This is a genomic window from Mycobacterium sp. NGS17 (assembly GCF_059813205.1).
Genome location: NZ_JCALED010000003.1, coordinates 333676 through 353661 on the forward strand (window position 1 = coordinate 333676; position 19986 = coordinate 353661).

Genomic DNA, 19986 nt, shown 5'->3' on the forward strand with positions numbered 1-19986 from the left:
GGGTCAGCGCCCGGCGGTTTCGGTGCGCGCCTCGTCGGAGGTTCGTGCGCCGAAGCTTGGCACGGTGACGAGGTCACTGTCGTGTGTCTCGTTGACGCCACGCTGCAGCGGTATCAGCAGCGGCACGAAGAGCAGTTGGTCGGCGACCATCGGTGTCAGCAGCCGGTTGTGTACGAAGCCGAATGAGCTTTTGGTGATCGGGTCGGCCCAGCCGATGGTCCCGCCCAGTCCGGCATGCCCGAAGCCCCGCAGTAGGCCCGGCACCGGTGATCCGTGGTAGCCCAGGTGAAATGACATCGGGAAGAAGACGTTCAGGTCCGGCCGAAAGCTGCGCCTGCCTGTCAACGACCCGACCAATTCCTCCGAGAGGAATCGCTGCCCATCGATACTTCCGCCGTTGGCGAGCGCTCCGTACATCTTGGCGAGCCCCCGCGCGGTCACCACCGCATTCACCGCGGGAATCTCGCTGTCCAGCAGCGCCATGTCGTCCTGGACCAGGGAGGTGATACCGGGTACGTAGGTCGCACCGAGCGGGCCTGGAATCGGCAGTTTGGCCATCAGCGAGATCAGCTGGCCGACCCCCGGCCCGCCCGAAAAGCGTTGCGGGAACATGGTCTGTGCGGCCTTCGTGGACCCGTCGGCCGGCGGCCGCCCTAGGTGGATACCGTCGGTGTCCAGTGGTCGCGCGATCTCCGTGCGGAATAGCTCCCGCATACCCTTGCCGGTGATCGCGCGGGCCAATCCGGATGCCAACCATCCGAATGTGAACGCGTGATATGCCGCCCGGCCGGCGAGGCGGTCAACGGGCGCGGCGGCCAGCCGCTCTTCCATGAACCGGTGATCGAGCAACTGTTCGGTGGTGATGGTCCCGAGCCGGGACAGGCCCGTCGTGTGACGCAACATGTCACGCACGGTGATGTCGGACTTACCGTTGGCGCCGAACTCGGGCCAGTACTGCGCGATGCGGTCGTCGTAGGACAGCAACCCACGGTCGGCGAGGCGGTGCAGGACCGTCGATGCCACGCCCTTACCCGCGGAGAAGACCATCGCGCCGGTGTCCGCGGACCAGGGCACGCGCCCCTCGCGATCGGACCAGCCGGTCCACACGTCGACGACGGGTTCCCCGTCGACATACACAGACAGCGCCCCACCGCCATACCGTGGGCCGGGAAAGAGCGCGGCGAAGGTTCTCACTGCGCAGGCAAATCGAGGGTCGGCGGCACCGTGCACATGGGTCGGCAGACCCTCACCGGCTCGCAGGGCTAGTCGCTCGGGCATCGCGGTCGAAGTTCTCCTCAACTGGGCGTCTGAGCCGCCCATCGGACGACTAAACAAATATCGTCATATTGTATTGTATGCTCGTCGACGGAGTGCGCATCGCGAAGGAGTGGTGATGGCCACGCAAGTAGACATGGGAACCCGGGTCCTGAGCAGCGACCGTGCCGTCGAGTTATACCGCTTGATGAGCAAGGTGCACCACAGCGACCAGCGCGTCCGAAAAGGCCTGTCCTCCGGCGAGATCGCCATGAGCTATTGGCCAGTCGAGGGACAGGAGGCGATGTCGGCCGGCGCGGCCCTTGCCCTCTCCGATAACGATCAGCTGGTCACCACCTATCGCGGTCTCGGTGATGTGGTGGCCAAGGGCATCGACCTACCCAAGTACTTCGCCGAAATCCTCGGCCGAAGCACCGGTTTGTCAAAGGGCAAAGCCGGGGCAATGGGCATTTTCGACCCCGAGCACGGGGTCGCGTGGACCACCGGCATCGTGGGTGCCGGCCCCCTGATCGCGAACGGGATCGCGCTGGCAGAGGCCGTCAAGGGCAGTGATCGCGTGGTGCTGGTGAGCTTCGGCGACGGTGCGACGAGCATCGGCTACGTCCACGAGGCCATGAACATGGCGACGCTGTGGTCGCTTACAGTGGTGTTCTTCTGCCAGAACAATGCATGGGCCGAATGCACGCCCGTGGCGGGCTACACCCGCTCGACCCGGTTGTCCGACCGGGCCGCCGGCTACGCGATGCCCGGGATCACTGTCGACGGCACGGATCCGCACGCGGTGTTTCACGCCGTGGCCGAGGCCGTCGAGCGTGCGCGGTCCGGCGGCGGCCCATCGTTCGTCGAAGCGGTGGCATATCGCCTGCAGGGCCACTACTTTGGCGACCAGATGCCCTACGCGGACCCTGACGAGCTGGCGGCCAAGCGCGCCGACCCACCCTTCGCGCGGTACCGGCAGCGCCTCATCGACGACGGTCTGGCCACTGAGGACGAGCTCGACCGCATTGACGCCGAACTGATGGCAGAAATCGACTCGGCCTTCGCCTCAGCCCGCGAGGCCGAGCCACCCGCCGTAACGGAACTCACTCGCGACGTGTTCGCCGCGCATGGCACCGAACTAGCGGCACCCGTAACGCAGCGTGCGAAGGCGCCCGAAGGAGAAACCGAGAATCTCGGTCTCGTGCAGGCGATTCACCGCACGCTGGATCGCGCCATGGCCGCCGATGATTCAATCGTGCTGCTCGGCGAGGACATCGCCGATCCGGCGGGCGGCATGTTCAAGATCACCGCGGGACTTTCCACCAAGTACGGCACCGACCGGGTGCGCGACACCCCGATCGCCGAGTCGTCCATCATCGGCGCCGCCGTCGGTGCGGCACTAGGCGGGCTGCGGCCGGTGGCGGAACTCATGTTCATGGACTTCCTGGGTGTGGCCATGGATCAGATCGCCAACCACGCCGCGAAGATCCGCTACATGTCAGGCGGCCGGCAGGGCGCACCGATCGTCATCCGCGCCATGGTGGGCACAGCCGCAGGCCCGCAACACTCGCAAGCGTTCGAGGCCTGGGCGATGCACACACCCGGAATCAAGGTCGTCTGGCCCAGCACCGCAGCCGACGCCGTGGGCCTGCTCAATGCATGCCTGGCAGAAGACGATCCGTGCCTGTTCGTCGAGTCGATGAAGCTCTTCTACGGCGGCGGTAAGGGGCCCGTGCCCACCGCCGACTATGTGATCCCGCTCGGGCAGGCCGACATCAAACGGGTCGGCACCGATGTGACGATCTGTACGTACGGCACCATGGTCCATGCCGCGCTCGATGCAGCCAACCAGCTTGACATTGAGGGCGTTTCGGTTGAAGTCGTAGATCTGCGGACGCTGGTGCCGCTGGATCTGGCGGCGGTGATCGAATCGGTCCGCAAGACCCGGCGCCTGGTGGTGGCCCACGAGTCGGTCGGATTCTGCGGACCGGGGGCCGAAATCGCCGCCGCCGTGGGCACCGAGCTGTTCGGTGTGCTGGTGAGCCCCATTCAACGCGTGGCCGGCACGTATACGCCGGTGCCGCGCGCGGCCACCCTCGAAGCGGCTTGCCGTCCGGACGCCGCGCAACTCGTCGAAACCGTCAGGAGAATCGTGTGATCGAGGTGCGGATGCCCAAACCTGGTGATGCGATCACCGAAGCGGAATTGATCGAGTTCTATGTAGCGGACGGTGACCACGTTTCCGAGGGTGACCCGCTTTATCAGATCGCCACGGACAAGATCGAAATGGACATCGAAGCGCCGGCCAGCGGAGTGGTCGCCTGGAAGGTCAGTGCGGGCGAAACCTTCAGTGTCGGTGAACTTCTCGCAGTGATCGGGGAACAGTGACCGCGCTCCCCGAATCGGTCGACGTCGACCTCGGCACCCCAGAGCTAATCGGGCGTATCCAGGGCGACACATTGACCGTCACGATCAGCCGTCCCGAGAAGAAGAATGCCGTCACCGCAGACGGCTATCACGGCATCAAGCGGGCAGCGATGATTGTCGCCGACGAGCCGCGTTTGAGCTTCCTGGTAATCACCGGATCCGGCGAGGCATTCTGCGCGGGTGGGGACATGAACGCGGTGGGCAACCCGGACCGGACGTGGGATGCATTCACCGAATCATACGACGGGACGCCGTTCGAAACGCTCGGCAAGATACCGAAAATCGTTGTCTGCGCGGTTAACGGGATTGCCCTTGGCGGTGGTTTGGTGATGACCCTGTTCGCGGATCTGGTCGTCGCATCCGATCGAGCCCGATTCCGCGTCCCCGACCTCACCCGCGGCGTATACGAAGCGTTCGTCGCCGCTCGGCTGCCGCAACGGCTGGGCACACTGAGGGCCAATCACCTTATCTACGGCAACGATTGGATCGACGCACCCGAGGCCGAGCGCCTCGGCCTGGTCGGTAAAGTCGTGCCGCACGACTCCTTGCTGTTGGAAGTCGACGCCCTGCTAGAACGAGTCCGAAAGACCGGCCCGGTCGCTCGCGCCGCGATGAAACGTGAGATGGCGCGTGCGCTGCCGCCCGTGGACGTCACGGGCTACTGGTCGTCCATCGGCACCACCGAGCAGATCGAGGCCTTCACCGCGTTCCTGCAGAAGCGATCCCCGGAATGGCCTGTCAGCCACGACCGCGAGGCCTTCGTGGAGACTCGTCGGCCGGAATGGCTGACTGCAAGAGACGAGGGCTGAACGCCGATGACGGACGTACCGGAGGGCACACCGGAACTGACCGGGTGCGACGAGATCCTCGTGGCCGCAGACGGTCCCGTGCGTATCGTGACGTTGAACAACCCCGACAACGCGAACGCGGTCAACAACCGGATGCACACCGCCTTCACCCGGTTGTGGGGCACGCTGGCCGACGACCCCGACGCCCGGGCGGTGCTGATCACCGGCACCGGCGATTACTTCTCCGCCGGCGGAAACCTGGTGGAATGGCTGGAAACCCATGTCAACAACCCGGTCACTCGCCGCGCCGGAATGCGAGACGCCCGACGCATCGTGCGCGACGTGATCGACTTTCCACTGCCGGTAGTCGCGGCTGTCAACGGCCCCGCGGTCGGCTTCGGGTGCAGCATCGCAGTGTTGTGCGACATCGTCTTGATGTCAGACCGGGCGTTCTTCGCCGACACTCACGTAGCGAGCGGACTGGTTGCCGGTGACGGCGGCTCGGTCCTGTGGCCGTTGCTGATGAGCCTGATCAAAGCCAAGGAGTACCTGATGCTCGGCGAACGCATCAAGGCCGACAAGGCGGTCGAGCTGGGCTTAGCCAACCGGGTCGTACCGCATCCGGATATCAAGCGGGAGGGCCTATCGGTTGCTCACCGCCTCGCCGCGTTGCCGCCAAGGGCTGTGCAGGACACGAAACGAACGTTGAATTTGCATGCCCAGCGCGCGATTACCGGCATCCTCGAATACGGGATCTCGGCCGAGACGGAGTGTTTCACCACACCCGAGCATCGCGCGGCCATCGACAAGTTCCTCAACCGGTAGGGGCGATCCAATGGCCGACCACACCGATGCTGAGGCTCAGCTGATCCGATGCGAAAATCGAGACGGCATTGCTGTCGTTTTACTCAATCGGCCACGCCAGCGTAACGCGTTGTCGTATGACTCGTGGACCGAGCTATCCATCGCGCTCGGCGGACTAGTTGCCTACGGCGACCGCGGCGTGGTTTTGGCCGGTGCAGATGGATTCTTCTGCGCCGGAGGAGATTTGAAGACCGGACCGGCACACGGGAACGGTCCGCTGAGCCCCGCCGGCCGTGTCGAACACGCCCAACGAGTGATGGAACAACTCAAAGCACTGCCGGTACCGACCATCGCGGCAGTCGAGGGCGCGGCCGTCGGCCTCGGCTGGAGCCTGGCACTGTCATGCGATCTGGTTGTGTGCGCTTCCGACGCCTTTTTTGCTGCGCCGTTCGTGGCGCGCGCGGTGGTGCCCGACGGTGGGCTCGCTTGGCGCCTGACTCAGCAGTTGGGCCGGCACCGTGCGGCGTCGTTCCTGTTGCGCGGGACACGGATGTCGGGCTTCGAGGCCGAGAAGCTGGGACTGGTGACCGACGTTGTCGATCCCGGATCGGCGATCGACCGGGCGCTGGCCATCGCCAGCGAGCTGGCACAAGCCGATGCCGGAGCGGTGGAAATGACCAAGCGGCTGATCAATTCGGCCGAAAGCGCTCAGCTCGCCGCGTTCCATCCGCTCGAACTGGCGATGGCCACCGTTGCGCAGCAGCGCTCGGCTGCGGTTGAGGGCCGCACCGCCTTCTCCTAAGCGATCATCTCAGCGCGGCATGCCCAAGCCGACCGTAGATATCAGATCTCGCTGAATCTCGCTAGTACCTCCGCCGATCGCATGCAGCAGCGACAACAGGAGCCCCTCGGAAAAGTGCCCATGCAGGATGGAATCCGGATCGTTCGGCATGAGTTCACCAGCGGGACCGAGGATCTGGGCGCCAAGCGCCCGTAATTCGGCGGTCAGCTCGGAGTGGTACAGCTTCGACAACGACGGCAACGCGGGATCCAAAGCACCCGCGGCCTGCAGGTGCGCTACGCGATAGGACAGGGCGCGGCCGGCCTCTACGCGTTCGACGGCGCGGGCTAGCGCGATGCGGGTAGTCGGTTCAGCCAGCGGATCATGCGGCGACCCTTTCTGCGCGTGGCACCAGTCGATCAACTCATCGAGATAGCGCTGGGCCTGCGCGGCCCTGGTGATATTCGATCGTTCGACCTCCAACAGCGCCTTTCCGACCGTCCACCCCTCGCCCTCTGCCCCAACGAGATTGGCCGCCGGCACGCGCACACTGTCGAAGAACTCCTCGGCGAAGGTCGGATATCCGGTCATCGAGCGGATGGGCCGGCGGGTGATTCCCGGTGTCTCAAGGTCGACGAGGAAGAACGAGATTCCCGCCTGGCGCTTATCGGCAACCGGCGAGGTGCGGGCCAAGACGAAGATCCAATCGGCGAGCACGCCGTTGCTCGTCCATGTCTTCTGCCCGTCCAGGACGTAATGGTCGCCGTCCTGATGAGCGGTCATGCGCAGTGCCGCCAGATCCGAGCCGGCCTCAGGTTCCGAATACCCCTGTGCCCACATGCGTTCTGAGCGGGCGATGGCCGGCAGGTGCTCCGCCTTCTGTTCAGGAGTACCGTATTTGAACAACACCGGCGCCAGCATGTTGACGCCGTTGGTGTTGACCAGCGGTGCCCCGGCGTAGGCGAGCTCCTCCCGGATGACCACCTGTTCGACGACACCGCGGCCGCCCCCGCCGTACTGGGCGGGCCAGTGCGGCACGAACCAGCCCTGGTCGTGTAACGCCTGGCAGAACGCCACCGCACGGTCGTGCGCATCGCGGGGGAGGTAGTCGGGATTGGCCGCGGTGCGGCGGAATTCATCCGGCAAGTTGCCCGCAAGCCAGCCACGGACCGAAGCCCGCAGCGACTCGGTCTCCTCGTCCCCGCCGAACCGGATGATCGGTTTGAGAGGCATGCTCAGATGCGTTTACTGGGCTTTGAGCCCTTCTTCATGAGTTCCGCCATGAACTGCTGGAACTCCTTGCTGCCGGTCACCATCGCCTGAAGGTCATTGCTGGCTTGTTGATGGGTGCGGAACCCCATGGTCTCCCAGGCCCGGATGACGCCGGACTTGACTGCCTGCAGCGTGATCAAGGGCGCCTTGGCGATCTGCGCGGCCAGCTCCTCGACGGTGGCTTCGAGTTGATCGGCGGGCACCACCCGATTGACCAGACCGAACTCCAAGGCCTCGGCGGCCGTCAACCGCTGGGCTGTGTAGAGGTATTCGGCGGCGCGCTTGTAATTCATGAAAACCCACGGCTCAAACATCGTTTCGGCGCCGGGGAGCCCAAAGCCGGGAACCAGCGGCATCTGGAACCACGCGTCCTCGGAACACACGGTGATTTCGGGAATCAGCGCCCATGTCGTGCCCCCGCCGATCGCATAGCCGTGCACCTGAGCGATCACCGGTTTGGGGAACTCCCACAGCTTGAGGACCGGCCACAGAAATAATTGGGCAGCAGACCGCCAGACTTTCCCCGATGCTTCCAGCTCGGCCTTGAATTCGGGGTATGCACCCGTGGGGACGTGGCCAGAGCAGAAGCCCTTGCCATTGGCTTTGATGATCACGACTTTGATGTCGTAGTCGTACTGCGCGTCGTCGAGGGCCGCGTTGACGCTATGGACCATTTCAGAGGTCTGGGCGTTGGCGGCGTCCGGATTGTTCAGGATGATCCGCGCGATAGCGCCGTCCTTCTCGTAGACGACGTGCTCGAGATCTCGGGTTTCCACGTTCCTTCGTCCTCCTCAGCAGGGGGTGGGCGACCCGCGCCACCATAATAGTGCAACTATACAGATAATGTATTACTGTTCCTTACGAGGAGGACGGTGCCGATGACGACAACGGGCCTACGTTGGGATCCGTTCGATCGCGCCCTGCACAAGGACCCGTATGCGGTCTGGAAACGGTTGCGCGACGAAGCGCCTGTCTACCACAACACGGAGTACGACTTCTACGCCTTGAGCAGGTTTTCCGACGTGATGGAGGCGTCGCTGGACACCGAGTCGTTCTCCTCGGAGCACGGTGTCACGCTGGACGCGATCGGCGACGATCCGTGGGTATCGCCCAAGCCGATTATCATGATGGATCCGCCCGACCACACTGCGCTGCGAAAGATGGTCAACCGCACCTTCTTTCGCACAAGTGTCGCCAAACTCGAGGACCGCGTCCGCACGCTGTGCCGCGGCTACCTGGGCGAGTTCGTCGGCACCGAGGGCTTCGACTACGTGCGCGACTTTTCAATGAAGCTGCCGGTGATGGTCATCAGTTCCCTGCTCGGGTTTCCCGAGCAGGACCACGACAACCTGAGGGAATGGTCAGATGCCCAGCTCCACCGCGAAGACGGGGCAACTCAGCTGAGCGAAGACGGCCAGCAAGCCAACGCCAAGCTGCTGGGCTATTACGCCGACCAGATTCAGCAGCGCCGGATCGTTCCGAGCGACGACATCGTCGGCAACCTGATGGGGTCCGACCTGGTCCAAGCGGGCCGCGAGTCGCGTCGCCTCGATGACGGTGAGGTGTTGATGTTCATCGCAACAATCAACGTCGCCGGCAACGAAACAGTGGCGCGGCTGCTGGGCTGGGCGGCGCTGACGCTCGCGCGCTACCCCGAGCAGCGGGCCAAACTGGCCGCGAACCCAGAACTGATCGGCAACGCCGTCGAGGAACTGCTGCGCTACGACGCCCCGTCGCCCGTACAGGGCCGTTACACAGCACGCGAAGTCACCTATCACGGAACGCTCATCCCCGGGGGTTCACGGGTGGCGCTGCTGACCGGCTCGGCCGGCCGCGACGAACGCCAATACGAGAATGCCGACGTCTTCGACGTCGAACGAACCGGAATCCGCCACATCAGCTTCGGTCACGGTTCGCACTTCTGCCTCGGTGCCGCACTCGCGCGCCTGGAGGCCCGGGTCGCGCTGGAAGAGACACTGGCGCGATTTCCGGCGTGGGACGTGGATGAAGAGGCGGTGACCTACGTGCACACCAATTCGGTGCGCGGCCCGGCCAGCGTGCCGATTCGGCTGTGATCCCCGATCTGACGGCACGGACCGAGGACGCGGTCCGCTGGTTGGTATTGGACCGACCAGACGCCGGCAATTCGGTGACGCGGGCCATGCAGCGAAGCCTGATTGAGAATCTCCAGGCCGCGTCCAGCGATCCCGAGATCAGAGCGGTGGTGCTCACCGGTCGCGGCGACCGGCACTTCTGCACCGGACCCAATCTCCACGATCCAGGCATGCAACCGAAGAAAGACAGGGTCGCCGGCGATGCCGCCCGGATTCTGCGTATGGGATCTCAGGCGGTGGTGTCAGCTTTGCTCGATTGCGAAAAGCCGGTGCTGTGCGCGCTCAACGGCGTCGCCGCCGGGGTGGGCGCCAGCATGGTGCTCGCCTGCGATCTCATCGTCGCTGCCGAAAGCGCTCGGCTCATGGCGCTTTTCACACGCCGCGGGCTTGCGCCCGACGGCGGTGCCGCCTACCTGCTGGCCCGCAAGGTGCCCTTCAATATCGCCAAGCAGCTGCTGTTCTTCGGCGAGGAGCTGTCAGCGTCCGAGGCCTACCGGATCGGCCTGGTCAACAAAGTGGTCGCCGATGGCGACCTCGAGGACGAGACGCGCGCATGGGCCCGTCGGCTTGCGAGTGGACCGACACGCGCGCTGGCGGCGGCCAAGGCGATGCTCAATCAAGCGTTTGACGTCGACCGCGATGCGGCGTTTCGTACCGAGGCCCTGCTCGTGGAACAGGTAGCCGGGACAGACGACGTCGCAGAGGGCATGGCCGCCTTCGTTGAGCGACGCGACCCCGACTTCCGTGGCCGCTGACGACCGCTTGGCGAATGGACTGCTAAAGGCCCAGTTTCATACCCGCGCCGGCGTCGACGAATATCTGTTGACCGGTGACGTAACGGGACTCGTCGGAGGCCAGGTACACCACCAGGTGGGAGATGTCCTCCGGCTCGATCCATGGGACGGGCATCGCTTGCAGCAACGGGAAGACAAGCTCTGCGTCCTCGCGACTCGGTTCGGCGAGGTCCGGACGAAACGTGCGGTACATCGGAAGGTTATGCAACATCCCGGTATTGACGTTGGTCGGGTGCACGATGTTAATGCGGATCTGCTCTGGCGCCAGCGTCAAAGCCAACCCCTTGGTGTACTCCCCCAGCATCTTCTTGGCGAGACCGTAACCGGCACCCCCGGGACCCTGCGGTCCGCCACCGGTGGCCAGGTCCTTCTGTGAAACCAGCCCCGCAATGGAACCGGTGACGATGACCGATGCACCCGCCCGCAGGTGCTCGAAACTAGTGTGCACCGCGTTGACGACGCCGACGAAGTCGACGTCGAACGCATCCATGAAGCCGCGGGACGGGATGTTGATACCCATCGGGAGGATTCCGGCGTTCGCCACCACGACATGAAGACCGCCCAACTCGGCGACCGCCTCATCGATCGCCTTCTTCAGCGCGGCGCGGTCCCGCACGTCGACGACCGCCGAGACCGCGCGGCGACCAGACTTTTCGACCAGCTTGACGGTTTCGTCCAGGTCCTCCCGGGTGGCAAGGGGGTAGTCGTTGGTGTCGATATCGGCGCAAATGTCCAGCGCGATGATGTCGGCGCCCTCGTCGGCCAGGTGAATCGCGTGGCTGCGGCCCTGTCCACGCGCCGCTCCGGTTATCACGGCCACTTTGCCGCTCAGACGCTGCATCTGCTCCTCCGTCATTCGATGAGCCGGCTGGCCCGACCTCACACCCCGACTACGGCAGCCGACCGAACGTCCGGGCGCGACCCCGCCGACGTTATTGGATAATAGAACACTCAGTGTTAATCTGTCACGCGGGTGGATACCTGCGACCAGGCTGATCGGCATGAGGAAAAACCAGTGACGCTGCACCGAAACGCCGCATCGCTGGACGGTCGGGTAGCGGTCGTGACGGGCGGCGGGTCCGGGATTGGGCGCGCGGTGGCCGCGGCGTTCACGGAATTCGGCGCGAAGGTCTCGATTTGGGAGAGGAACGCGCGGACGGCAACATCAGCGGCCGCGGAACTCGGCGGCCTCGCCTGCGTCACCGACGTTCGCGAGGAGGAGCAGGTTGATGATGCCCTCGCCGCCACCGTCGAGAAGCTGGGGACTCCAACCGTCTTGGTTAACAACGCCGGCGGAGTCTTCTGGTCCGGCCTACTCGAAACCTCGTCCAACGGGTGGGACGCGTTAATTCGCATCAACCTGACCCAGGTCTTGCTGTGCACGCAACGGGTTGCGCGTGCCATGATCGAAGCAGGCGAAGGCGGCAGCATTATCAACGTCAGCACGATTGAGGCGGTGCGGGCGGCACCCGGGTTTGCCGCCTACGCCGCGGCCAAGGCGGGGGTCGTGAACTTCACGAAAACCGCTGCGCTCGAACTCGCTCCGCACAGTATCCGAGTCAACGGGCTGGCGCCCGACTTCACCCTGACCGAGAGCCTGGCGAAGATGGCCCCCGCGGGCGCCGAGAACGCCAAGCTCATGGTGCCGATGGGCAGGGCCGGTCACGTTGACGAAATGGCCGGAGCAGCAGTCTTTCTGGCCAGCGGTCTCAGCGCATATGTGACCGGGCAGACGCTGCATGTCGATGGCGGAACGTCGGCGGCCGGCGGCTGGTACCACCATCCGCAATCCGGGCACTACATACTCGGCCAGTCGACGCCGGCGCCCTAGGGCCCCACGAGGTCTGCGGAAGGGGATTCGATGGAAGACGCCGACCCAGTGAGGGACATGTTGGCACGCGAAGAGATTCGCCAACTGCCCTACCGTTACGGCGCGGCGATTGAAACACGGGATGTCGAGGCGATGGCCGACCTGTTCGTCCCACACGCGCGGTTCGGCCACCACGGTGAGGGCCGCGAGGGCCTGCGCCGGCTGATGTCCCACAGCGTCGACGCGAGCGTATTCGCGGTCATCCTCGTCGCCAACCACCTCATCGAGCTCAACGCCGTAGACCGCGCGCACGGGCAGGTCTGGGCCCAGTGCTTCGCACAGACTCACGCCGACGGGTTCATCGAACAGCTCATCAAGTACGAAGACAGCTACGAATACTACGGCGGGCATTGGCTTTTCGTGCATCGACGGCACCGCTTGTGCTACGGGGTCAGCCGTCAGACGTCGCCCCTGACGCAACAGGCAGCGGAGTGGCCGCGAAACCAAACCGGTGTCGGGGACCTGCCGCTGGCCGATCCGGTGTTCGCCGCTTGGTGGCAGAGCACGGCGAACGCGGCCGCTGAGACGGACAAGGAACAGCGGCGGTGAGCGGGAGCCGCTGTCTGGTCGATGGGCTGGCCTTCCCCGAAAGCCCCCTCGCCCTCGACGACGGTTCGGTTGTGGTGTCGGAGATGGCGGCGGGAAGGATCACCCGCGTTCGCCCGGACGGGGTCACCGAGACTGTTGCCGAGACCGGCGGCGGGCCCAACGGATTGGCTCGACTCGCGGATGGCCGACTGGTGGTCTGCCAGAATGGCGGTTCTACGTTCGGGCTCGGCCCGTGGCCTTACGACTTCGACGGCTGTGCAACGCTTTTCCGGCCGGTTGGCCCGCCTGACGAGCCGGTCGTTCCGGCTTTACAGCTTGTCGATCCAAGCGGTTATGTCAGCACGCTCACCGCCGAGTTCAGCACGCGTTCGGGGAGCGTGCTGCCGTTGACGCGGCCCAGCGATATCTGCGTTGACGGCCATGGCGGCTTCTATGTCACCGATGGCGGAGTGGTGCAAAACCGCAACCGCACCATGACTGGGCTGCTCTATGGCACCGTCGACGGCGGCCTTCGCGAAATCGTCTACCCGCTCGAAATGCCCAACGGCGTCGCGTTGTCGCCCGACGGCGCGCTGTTGTACGTGGCGGAAACCCGCACCCGCCGCATCTGGGAATTCGAACTCGACGAACCCGGCGTGGTGGGTCGGGCGCGTGGACTGGCCACCCTGCCCAGTGGTGGCCCGCTGAACGTCGGTGGAGCGGACGGGCTGTGTGTGGACCCGACGGGCCGCATCCTGGTCGCAACCCTCGGCACAGGTGGTGTCAGCGTCTTCTCGCCGACCGGCGAACTGCTGGGCGCGATTACCGCCGACGACCCGATGACCACCAATGTCGCATTGAGTCCCGATGGCCACACGTTGTTCATGACGCTCGCATCATCGGGACGACTGGTCATGGTCGAGAACTGGCTGAAGAGTTCAGGCGTCGACCAGGCGTCACCGTGAGAGACGCAGCCTGTCCGAACGCTTCAGGCTCAAACCTTCTGAGCCTTCTGCTCCTCCATCTTGTTCATGAAGGCCTCCATGCCGACCCCGCCATGACTTGCCATGACCTCGTCGTAGTCATAGTCGGCTGGGTTGCCGTCATTCGGGCGCCACCCCGAGTCCGCCGTGCAGGACTTGAAGCCTTCCTCGGGGAATGCGTACCAGCGCCGAGTGTTGAGCTCGACGATCTTGGCAGCTTCCTCGTCGGGTACATCGGCCAGCATTTCCTCGGCGCGTGCTCGGCTCTTAGGCCAGAACGAGTCGGAGTGAGGATAGTCGCACTCCCAGGTGATGTTGTCTATTCCGATCTGGTGCCGCATAGCCATCCCGACTTCGTCCTCGATGAAGCATCCGGAGATGTTGCGCCGGAACAGCTCCGACGGCGCCACGGTCGGGTGAATGTTCTGGTAGTACTTGTGTTTGCGCCAGACGTAATCCGCGCGCTCGACTAGGTAAGGCATCCAGCCGACGCCACCTTCGGAGAACGCCACTTTGAGGTTTGGATGCTTATGGAACACCGGCGAGAAGATGAGCTCGGTGGCCGCGGCCATCGACGTGGTGCCCATCAACGTGATCATCACCGCGAACGGCCCCTCCGGCGCCGTCTGAGGCGGGAATCCGCCACTGCCGAAGTGCATCACCGCCGTCAGATTCGTCTCTTCCAACGCCGACCACACCGACTCCCAGTACGCGGTGTGATAACTGGGCAGCTTGAGGTTTGTCGGGTTATCCGGGAGGCCGATCGCCCGGGCTCCCTTGGCCGCCACACGCTCGATCTCCGCGACGATGAGCGCTGGATCCCACAGCGGAGTGATCGCCATAGGGATGAAGCGGGCGGGATCCGTAGCGCACCACTCATCGAGCGAGAAGTCGTTCCACGCCTTGACGCCCAGCAGCGCCAGTTCCTTGTCCTGCCCCTCGAGGAAGACCGTGCCGCAGAATCGGGGAAACGACGGAAAGCACAACATCCCGTGGACACCGTCGATGTCCATATCGGCCAAACGGGCCTTCGGGTCATAACATCCAGGGATCATGTCGGCGTAGCGAATCGGATCGACGCCGAACTCCTCCGGGGGCCTGCCCGCGACCGCGTTCAGCCCGATGTTGGGATACGGTCGGCCCTCATAGACCCACTGCTGCATGGGCGGGGCACCCTCGCGCGGGAAGTCGACGATGCGAGGACCCTGATCGATGTACTTCTTCGGCAGCCTGTCGATCCAGACATGGGGTGGCTCGATGAGGTGATCGTCGACCGACAGAAGCTTCATCGATGGTTGCAGGGGCATCGTCCAGTCCTCAACTCTTCCGATTCATGCGTTACAGTACAACTAAACACTTTATGCCTAACTGACTATAACGCCGATCTCCACCTAGGCTCAAACCAATGGTGCACTGAGGAGAGACGATGGACTCGCATGAGCGCATCCCCCATGACGACTGGGCCGACCAAGATTTGCTCACCAAGGGTGAAGCGGCCGAACGGCTCTCCGCGGAGATAGCCGAGGTCGGCGCGAAACTCAGCGGGGCCCACGCGGGCGACGAGATCCTCGAAAGGCGGCTCAACGGTCTCAAAGAGGCGTACAGACACCTGACCGAGGCCGGGCCAGGTTAACCGGCACCTGCTCAGGCGCGTGGCAGCCCAAGCACCCGCTGCGCGACGATGTTGCGCTGGATTTGCGCGGTGCCCCCGTAGATGCCGGCGGCGCGCGACCACAGGTAGATGTCCCATTCCAGGCCCTCGGTGAGCAGAGGGCCGCTGGCGCACAGATCCATCATGGTGTGGCCCAAGTACTGGTCCGCACGGGCCATGAGCAGCTTGTCGACCGACCCCTCCGGGCCCGGAAGTTTGCCGCGTTGGCGCTCCGTGAGTGAGCGCTGAACCTTGACCTGGAGAGCGCGTAACTCCACGTAGGCCTGTCCAAGCCGGGCCCGCGCCGCGGGTGAGTCGAGGAGCCAGCCGGTCCGGATGTCGTTCTCGAGCCGCCGCAATTGTGTCGAGAGCCGGCTGACCCAGTTGATGTCGCCGGGACCGCGCTCGTAGGCCAGCAGCTGGCTTGCGATGGACCAGCCCTGGCCGCGCTCACCTAGCAGATTGGCCACGGGTACGTCCACGTCGTCGAACGTGACCTCGGTGAATTCCCGGTTGCGTGCGGCATTGACAATCGGCCGGACCTGGATCCCTGGCGTCGACATCGGTACCAACAGCGCCGAGATGCCAGCGTGCTTGGGGGCCTCGGACTCGGTGCGGCACAGCAGGAAACACCAGTCGGCGACCGCCCCGAAGCTCGTCCAGATCTTGCGGCCATTGACGCGGAAGCTCTGACGCCCCTCGATCTCGATCAACTCGGCGCGGGTCTTCAGGCCGGCGAGGTCGGATCCAGCCTCGGGTTCGGAGAATCCCTGACACCACCGCACCTGGCCGGACAACAGTCCGGGCAGCAGGGTGTCCCGTTGCTCGTCCGTACCGAACAACCGCAAGGCGTTGCTGAGGTGGCCGACCCCCTCTATGGGCGGGGCGCCGGCGCGGCCGAGTTCGTCGTTGAGTATCGCCTCGTAGATGGGGGCCTTGCCGTGCCCTCCGTACTCGACGGGGAAGGAGAGCCCGATGTACCCGGCTTTGTAAAGCGTTTGATGCCAAGCATTTTGCGCATCGGCGCGGGCGGCGGGATCCTCGGGGATCGAAGCGTCCGCGGCGTGTTCGGAAAGCCACTGCCTCAGCTCGGCGCGGAACTGCGCTTCGGGCGCGTTGTCGTTGAAGTCCATCGCTACGCCAACTCCCGGTTGGCCAACCGCATCGCCGCGATGGCGTCATAGTGAACCACCTCGTCACCGAATAAGCGCCGGTCCAGCAGCGTACGACGCAGCCGCAGATGCGAGATGTGCTCCCACGTGATCGCGATGCCGCCGAACACCTGAACGGTCGTCTCCACCACCTCGCGGCCCGCCGCGGCAGCGTATGCCTTCGCCGTCATCGCTGCCAACCGCGCCTCCTCAACCGGCAGTTGGTCGATCGCCCACGCGGCGTGCCACAGACAGCTGCGGGCGCCTTCCACTTGCACCAGGGCATCCGCGAGCAGATGCCCCACCGCCTGGAATGAGCCGATCTTGACTCCGAACTGCGCGCGTTCGCCGGCGTAGCGCACCGCATCATCGAGCGCGCCTTGCATGACGCCGACAAGGTCGGCGGCGAACGCGGTCATGGCCAGCGACTCCAGCCGCTGCCAGCGCTCATCACTGATGGGCTCCCCGGTCGCGACTGCCGAAGCCGCCAAATCGGCTGGCGTGCGGCGCAACACGCGGGTCAGGTCGAGGGCGGCCGCCTTGTCACCATCCAGCGGCGCGCAGAGGAGCTTGCGTTGCCCATCCGTTCGGACCGCTAGTAGTGCGTGGGTAGCGCCTGCCGCGTCGAATGCCACTCCTGGCTGATTCGCCGCTGCGAATCCCGCCAAGTCCATCGTCAGCACCGGCGCCACCCGCAGGCTTCCGTTTGCGACCAGCCGCAGTTCCTCCTCGGCACTGGCAGCCTCTAAAAGCTCGGTGGCCAGCACCGCTTGGCCTATCACCGGAACGGCGCTGAGGGCTCGCGCCAGCTGCTCGATGACGATGGCGGTTTCCACGCCGCTGGCTGCGAGTCCGCACAAGGCAGGCGAACGCAGCGTCGGCACACCAAGTTCCACAACCTGGCGCCACTGTGCGTCGAGCACCGCATCGGTAGGTAGTTGTTCGGGGCCGGTGACGCCGAGGCTCTCCCCCAGCCGAGTGGCGGTGTCCTGCAGCAGTTGCTGCTCGTCGGTGAAGGCGATGTTCATGGTCAGCGCAGGGTCATCTCCACGCGGGTGTAGCCGCGCACGGTCGCGGTGAGTACCCGCTCGTGCGCCCCGATGCCGTAGTTCGGGAACTTCTTGGCGATGTAGTCGAACACCAGTTGCGCCTCTCGGCGCGCCAGCCACTGCCCAAGACAGATGTGGATTCCCCAGCCGAAATAGACGTCGGTGCCGCGAGGCCGCCCGATGATGAAACGGTCGGGGTCTTTGTATCGACGTTCATCCCGGTTCGCGCTGCCCAAAAGCAGCAGCACCCAGTCTCCGGCGTTCATGGTGACACCGTGCCGCTCAATGGGCCGCGTCAGCGTGCGGGCCACCCAATGACTCGGGGTGTCATAACGAAGTGCCTCATTGACGGCTACGGGAATAAGGTTGCGGTCTTTGACAATTCGCTGCCACTGGTCGGGATGCTCCGCGAGCGCGACCAAGCCGTTGGAGATCAATTTCTGAGTGGTTTCCGACCCCGCGGCCGAAAGCAGGTTGCAGAACATGAGCACCTCGTGCGCGGTCAACGAGCGCTCACCGCCGGCCTCGGGGTCGTCGAAGGTGGCCTGCAGCACGATGCTGATCAAATCGTCCCCGGGTTCGGTGCGGCGCCGTTCGATGAGGTCGCCGATGTACTGGCTGATCATCCGATTCGCTTCGATGGCCTTGGCCGGCATGACCACTTCGCCTTCCTCGCGCGTCAGGAAGGCCTCCCACCAGACGCGCAGCCGCGCACGATCGCCGTGCGGCACGCCGAGCAGGTCGCCGATCACGTCGGTGGGAACCGAGAACGCGAAGGCCTCCATGGCGTCGACGGTGGTTCCGGGGCGCAGCCGGTCAAGATGAGTGTTGACCACCGATTGCAGGGCGGACTCCATCGCGGCGACCGCTTTTGGTGTGAAGAAGCCCTTGAGGACGCCGCGAATACGGTCGTGGCGAGGGGGGTCCATCGAGATTACGGAGTATTTGCGGCCGTCGTTGTCGGGATTCTCCGGTGCCGGACCAAGCTTGGACGAGAAGGTCTCCCAGTCCCGGAGTGCCCGTGAGACGTCGTCGAATCTGGACAGCACCCACCAGCGGTCCTCGGGATCCCGGTAGACCGGTGCCTCGTCGCGCAGTCGCCGGTAGACGGGGTACGGATTGTCGAAGATCGCCTTAGAGAACGGCGAATACATCAGCTCACTGGTGGCCGGCACAGCCATGACTCTATCATTTGGCTGAACAATCGAACGTTTTGTGATCAGTTGATCACTGTCTAGGGCGGCGCTCAATCAACTCCAGCCAATTTCCGTCGGGGTCGGTGGCCATCAGGCCGCGGTTGCCACCTTCGAATGTCACCGTCCGTTCGGGTCGTGCCCGCCCCCCGGAGCGCTCGATCCGCGCGATGAGTTCGTCGGGGTCGTCGACGCGAAACGACAAGTGGGTAAATCCCACTGCATTCATCTGCCGGGGTTCAAGATTCCCGTGCACCCCGGGCGCCGCGTAACCGAGCAACTCGATGCGAAATCCGTCCCGCTGCAGGTAGACGATGTCGAGCACCAGGCCGGGAACATCCAGCAGCTGCGCCGTGGCGTGATCGTCGGCGCGCATGCGGCCAAGCTCATCGAATCCCAAGGCCTCACAGTAGAATTCGAGCGAGCGGTCAAGGTCGCCTACGCAAAGCCCGACGTGGGTGAGGCGGTGGCCGGCACTCATCGAACGCTTCCCCGAGCGGCTCACCCGAATCCAGCCTGCATGAACTCCCCCAACTCGGCAACGACCTCGGCCCTCGGGCGCTGCGCATCCGCGGCGAACTTCTCCGCGATGCGGTCGGACGCATATCCGCGCGGGCCCGTGCCGAAAACGTCGTAGAAACGGGCGGCACATTCCGCGGGGCTCTGCGCACCTGCTTCACGCAGCGCCGCCTCCAGCTCCGGTGTGACATTCCTTTCCCGCCGGAACGTCGGCGTCAGAGTGGTGCCGATGACGTAGCCCATGACGTCAACGCCCGTGCCCCGCAGCTCGTCCCAAAGTCCCTCGGCGAGAAGCAATTCATAGGCCTTGGCCGCGCCGTACGCGGCGAAGATGCGCAATCCTTGCAGAGCCCCGCCCGACGAACACAATCCAATTCCCCCACGACCCCGCTCGACCATCTTGGCGGCGAGTGCCTTGGCGATGAGGGTCGGCACAGTGCAATTCATATGGACGTTATGTACAAGCTGCTCATCGGGGGTGTCCAGAAACAGACCGCGCGGCTCGGCCGCAGCGTTGTAGACGAGGAGTCCAACCTCCATGTCGTCCACTGCTTTGACGACCCGCGCCGCGGCATCGGGTCCACTCAGGTCGATCGCCAGTGTGCGAGCCCGAACGCCATGGGTGCGCTCGATCTCGCCCGCTACGGCGGCAAGCTTGGATTCGGTCCGGGCAACCAGGATGACGTCGCATCCGCGCTCGGCGGCTCCCATGGCAAAGGCCGCGCCCAGCCCCTCGGACGCTCCGGCGATCAGCGCCCACGGACCATATTTGTCCTTGAACTCCATGCCAAGCTCCCTCCTACGATCG

The 19986-nt window shown here is 64.7% G+C and carries 21 protein-coding genes; 11 read left to right on the top strand and 10 right to left on the bottom strand.

The features are described 5' to 3' along the window. Window positions 1-3 precede the first annotated feature (3 nt). Complete coding sequence (lipL, locus tag AC5Y7E_RS09455; protein ID WP_499948617.1) at window positions 4-1278, bottom strand: esterase/beta-lactamase LipL; 1275 nt, start codon at window positions 1276-1278, stop codon at window positions 4-6. Between the two features lie 115 nt (window positions 1279-1393). Here lipL and AC5Y7E_RS09460 point away from each other — a divergent pair, with 115 nt between their 5' ends. The 5 genes from AC5Y7E_RS09460 to AC5Y7E_RS09480 are packed head-to-tail and all read left to right on the top strand — an operon-like array spanning window position 1394 to window position 6075. Then, window positions 1394-3412 carry an alpha-ketoacid dehydrogenase subunit alpha/beta gene (locus AC5Y7E_RS09460; RefSeq protein ID WP_499948618.1) on the top strand — a complete coding sequence of 673 codons (2019 nt, stop codon included), beginning with the start codon at window positions 1394-1396 and terminating at the stop codon, window positions 3410-3412. Further along, window positions 3409-3642 carry a biotin/lipoyl-containing protein gene (locus AC5Y7E_RS09465; RefSeq protein WP_499948620.1) on the top strand — a complete coding sequence of 78 codons (234 nt, stop codon included), beginning with the start codon at window positions 3409-3411 and terminating at the stop codon, window positions 3640-3642. The genes AC5Y7E_RS09460 and AC5Y7E_RS09465 overlap by 4 nt, the downstream gene beginning before the upstream one ends. Then, window positions 3639-4490 (top strand): enoyl-CoA hydratase/isomerase family protein, encoded by an 852-nt coding sequence (locus AC5Y7E_RS09470; RefSeq protein ID WP_499919919.1) that lies wholly within the window; start codon window positions 3639-3641, stop codon window positions 4488-4490. The genes AC5Y7E_RS09465 and AC5Y7E_RS09470 overlap by 4 nt, the downstream gene beginning before the upstream one ends. Before the next feature lie 6 nt (window positions 4491-4496). Further along, complete coding sequence (locus tag AC5Y7E_RS09475; RefSeq protein ID WP_499948621.1) at window positions 4497-5294, top strand: enoyl-CoA hydratase/isomerase family protein; 798 nt, start codon at window positions 4497-4499, stop codon at window positions 5292-5294. Window positions 5295-5304: 10 nt separating this feature from the next. Further along, on the top strand, window positions 5305-6075 hold the full coding sequence (locus AC5Y7E_RS09480; protein WP_499948623.1) for an enoyl-CoA hydratase/isomerase family protein: 771 nt from the start codon (window positions 5305-5307) through the stop codon (window positions 6073-6075). A 9-nt stretch (window positions 6076-6084) separates the two neighbouring features. Here AC5Y7E_RS09480 and AC5Y7E_RS09485 read toward each other — a convergent pair whose 3' ends face one another. Continuing rightward, window positions 6085-7287 carry an acyl-CoA dehydrogenase family protein gene (locus AC5Y7E_RS09485; RefSeq protein ID WP_499948624.1) on the bottom strand — a complete coding sequence of 401 codons (1203 nt, stop codon included), beginning with the start codon at window positions 7285-7287 and terminating at the stop codon, window positions 6085-6087. A 2-nt stretch (window positions 7288-7289) separates the two neighbouring features. Continuing rightward, a complete protein-coding gene (locus AC5Y7E_RS09490) occupies window positions 7290-8102 on the bottom strand; it encodes an enoyl-CoA hydratase-related protein (RefSeq protein WP_499919915.1) in 813 nt (270 codons plus the stop codon). A gap of 102 nt (window positions 8103-8204) precedes the next feature. On the opposite strand from AC5Y7E_RS09490, the gene AC5Y7E_RS09495 reads away from it, so the two are divergent. Both AC5Y7E_RS09495 and AC5Y7E_RS09500 read left to right on the top strand, forming a co-directional pair. Next, window positions 8205-9401, top strand: coding sequence for a cytochrome P450 (locus AC5Y7E_RS09495; protein WP_499948627.1), 1197 nt, complete (start codon window positions 8205-8207; stop codon window positions 9399-9401). Continuing rightward, window positions 9398-10195, top strand: coding sequence for an enoyl-CoA hydratase/isomerase family protein (locus AC5Y7E_RS09500; RefSeq protein WP_499948630.1), 798 nt, complete (start codon window positions 9398-9400; stop codon window positions 10193-10195). Before AC5Y7E_RS09495 ends, AC5Y7E_RS09500 begins: the two co-directional genes overlap by 4 nt. 22 nt (window positions 10196-10217) lie before the next feature. Here the strand turns inward: AC5Y7E_RS09500 and AC5Y7E_RS09505 are convergent, their stop codons facing one another. Continuing rightward, window positions 10218-11075 (bottom strand): mycofactocin-coupled SDR family oxidoreductase, encoded by an 858-nt coding sequence (locus tag AC5Y7E_RS09505; RefSeq protein ID WP_499919912.1) that lies wholly within the window; start codon window positions 11073-11075, stop codon window positions 10218-10220. 174 nt (window positions 11076-11249) lie between these two features. On the opposite strand from AC5Y7E_RS09505, the gene AC5Y7E_RS09510 reads away from it, so the two are divergent. From AC5Y7E_RS09510 to AC5Y7E_RS09520, 3 genes are read left to right on the top strand one after another with little or no spacing between them, the layout of a single operon-like run. Continuing rightward, window positions 11250-12065: an SDR family NAD(P)-dependent oxidoreductase gene (locus AC5Y7E_RS09510; protein ID WP_499948631.1), complete on the top strand. Its 816-nt coding sequence runs from the start codon at window positions 11250-11252 to the stop codon at window positions 12063-12065. A gap of 57 nt (window positions 12066-12122) precedes the next feature. Further along, complete coding sequence (locus AC5Y7E_RS09515) at window positions 12123-12653, top strand: nuclear transport factor 2 family protein (protein ID WP_499948634.1); 531 nt, start codon at window positions 12123-12125, stop codon at window positions 12651-12653. Then, the gene (locus AC5Y7E_RS09520) at window positions 12650-13597 is read left to right on the top strand and encodes an SMP-30/gluconolactonase/LRE family protein (RefSeq protein WP_499948636.1); all 948 of its coding nucleotides are present in this window, start codon (window positions 12650-12652) and stop codon (window positions 13595-13597) included. Before AC5Y7E_RS09515 ends, AC5Y7E_RS09520 begins: the two co-directional genes overlap by 4 nt. A gap of 29 nt (window positions 13598-13626) precedes the next feature. Here AC5Y7E_RS09520 and AC5Y7E_RS09525 read toward each other — a convergent pair whose 3' ends face one another. Then, on the bottom strand, window positions 13627-14922 hold the full coding sequence (locus AC5Y7E_RS09525) for an amidohydrolase family protein (RefSeq protein WP_499948638.1): 1296 nt from the start codon (window positions 14920-14922) through the stop codon (window positions 13627-13629). 119 nt (window positions 14923-15041) lie between these two features. Between AC5Y7E_RS09525 and AC5Y7E_RS09530 the strand changes: the two genes are divergently transcribed. Next, window positions 15042-15248: a hypothetical protein gene (locus AC5Y7E_RS09530; RefSeq protein ID WP_499948640.1), complete on the top strand. Its 207-nt coding sequence runs from the start codon at window positions 15042-15044 to the stop codon at window positions 15246-15248. Window positions 15249-15259: 11 nt separating this feature from the next. Here AC5Y7E_RS09530 and AC5Y7E_RS09535 read toward each other — a convergent pair whose 3' ends face one another. The 5 genes from AC5Y7E_RS09535 to AC5Y7E_RS09555 are packed head-to-tail and all read right to left on the bottom strand — an operon-like array spanning window position 15260 to window position 19964. Further along, window positions 15260-16399 carry an acyl-CoA dehydrogenase family protein gene (locus tag AC5Y7E_RS09535; RefSeq protein WP_499948642.1) on the bottom strand — a complete coding sequence of 380 codons (1140 nt, stop codon included), beginning with the start codon at window positions 16397-16399 and terminating at the stop codon, window positions 15260-15262. Window positions 16400-16401: 2 nt separating this feature from the next. After that, the gene (locus AC5Y7E_RS09540; RefSeq protein ID WP_499948644.1) at window positions 16402-17445 is read right to left on the bottom strand and encodes an acyl-CoA dehydrogenase family protein; all 1044 of its coding nucleotides are present in this window, start codon (window positions 17443-17445) and stop codon (window positions 16402-16404) included. A 2-nt stretch (window positions 17446-17447) separates the two neighbouring features. Beyond that, the gene (locus AC5Y7E_RS09545; protein ID WP_499948646.1) at window positions 17448-18647 is read right to left on the bottom strand and encodes a cytochrome P450; all 1200 of its coding nucleotides are present in this window, start codon (window positions 18645-18647) and stop codon (window positions 17448-17450) included. A gap of 46 nt (window positions 18648-18693) precedes the next feature. Continuing rightward, window positions 18694-19140 carry a VOC family protein gene (locus AC5Y7E_RS09550; protein ID WP_499948648.1) on the bottom strand — a complete coding sequence of 149 codons (447 nt, stop codon included), beginning with the start codon at window positions 19138-19140 and terminating at the stop codon, window positions 18694-18696. A gap of 20 nt (window positions 19141-19160) precedes the next feature. Beyond that, entirely contained in the window at window positions 19161-19964 is an 804-nt protein-coding gene (locus AC5Y7E_RS09555; protein WP_499948651.1) for an SDR family NAD(P)-dependent oxidoreductase, read from the bottom strand. Between the last annotated feature and the right edge of the window lie 22 nt (window positions 19965-19986).

What these genes read in the sequence shown, in the direction of transcription:
- AC5Y7E_RS09485 (WP_499948624.1), bottom strand. Translation starts at nt 7,287, where the DNA reads ATGCCTCTCAAACCGATCATCCGGTTCGGCGGGGACGAGGAGACCGAG.
- AC5Y7E_RS09535 (WP_499948642.1), bottom strand. Translation starts at nt 16,399, where the DNA reads ATGGACTTCAACGACAACGCGCCCGAAGCGCAGTTCCGCGCCGAGCTG.
- lipL (WP_499948617.1), bottom strand. Translation starts at nt 1,278, where the DNA reads ATGCCCGAGCGACTAGCCCTGCGAGCCGGTGAGGGTCTGCCGACCCAT.
- AC5Y7E_RS09550 (WP_499948648.1), bottom strand. Translation starts at nt 19,140, where the DNA reads ATGAGTGCCGGCCACCGCCTCACCCACGTCGGGCTTTGCGTAGGCGAC.
- AC5Y7E_RS09540 (WP_499948644.1), bottom strand. Translation starts at nt 17,445, where the DNA reads ATGAACATCGCCTTCACCGACGAGCAGCAACTGCTGCAGGACACCGCC.
- AC5Y7E_RS09555 (WP_499948651.1), bottom strand. Translation starts at nt 19,964, where the DNA reads ATGGAGTTCAAGGACAAATATGGTCCGTGGGCGCTGATCGCCGGAGCG.
- AC5Y7E_RS09480 (WP_499948623.1), top strand. Translation starts at nt 5,305, where the DNA reads ATGGCCGACCACACCGATGCTGAGGCTCAGCTGATCCGATGCGAAAAT.
- AC5Y7E_RS09475 (WP_499948621.1), top strand. Translation starts at nt 4,497, where the DNA reads ATGACGGACGTACCGGAGGGCACACCGGAACTGACCGGGTGCGACGAG.
- AC5Y7E_RS09495 (WP_499948627.1), top strand. Translation starts at nt 8,205, where the DNA reads ATGACGACAACGGGCCTACGTTGGGATCCGTTCGATCGCGCCCTGCAC.
- AC5Y7E_RS09460 (WP_499948618.1), top strand. Translation starts at nt 1,394, where the DNA reads ATGGCCACGCAAGTAGACATGGGAACCCGGGTCCTGAGCAGCGACCGT.
- AC5Y7E_RS09505 (WP_499919912.1), bottom strand. Translation starts at nt 11,075, where the DNA reads ATGCAGCGTCTGAGCGGCAAAGTGGCCGTGATAACCGGAGCGGCGCGT.
- AC5Y7E_RS09530 (WP_499948640.1), top strand. Translation starts at nt 15,042, where the DNA reads ATGGACTCGCATGAGCGCATCCCCCATGACGACTGGGCCGACCAAGAT.
- AC5Y7E_RS09525 (WP_499948638.1), bottom strand. Translation starts at nt 14,922, where the DNA reads ATGCCCCTGCAACCATCGATGAAGCTTCTGTCGGTCGACGATCACCTC.
- AC5Y7E_RS09515 (WP_499948634.1), top strand. Translation starts at nt 12,123, where the DNA reads ATGTTGGCACGCGAAGAGATTCGCCAACTGCCCTACCGTTACGGCGCG.
- AC5Y7E_RS09545 (WP_499948646.1), bottom strand. Translation starts at nt 18,647, where the DNA reads ATGGCTGTGCCGGCCACCAGTGAGCTGATGTATTCGCCGTTCTCTAAG.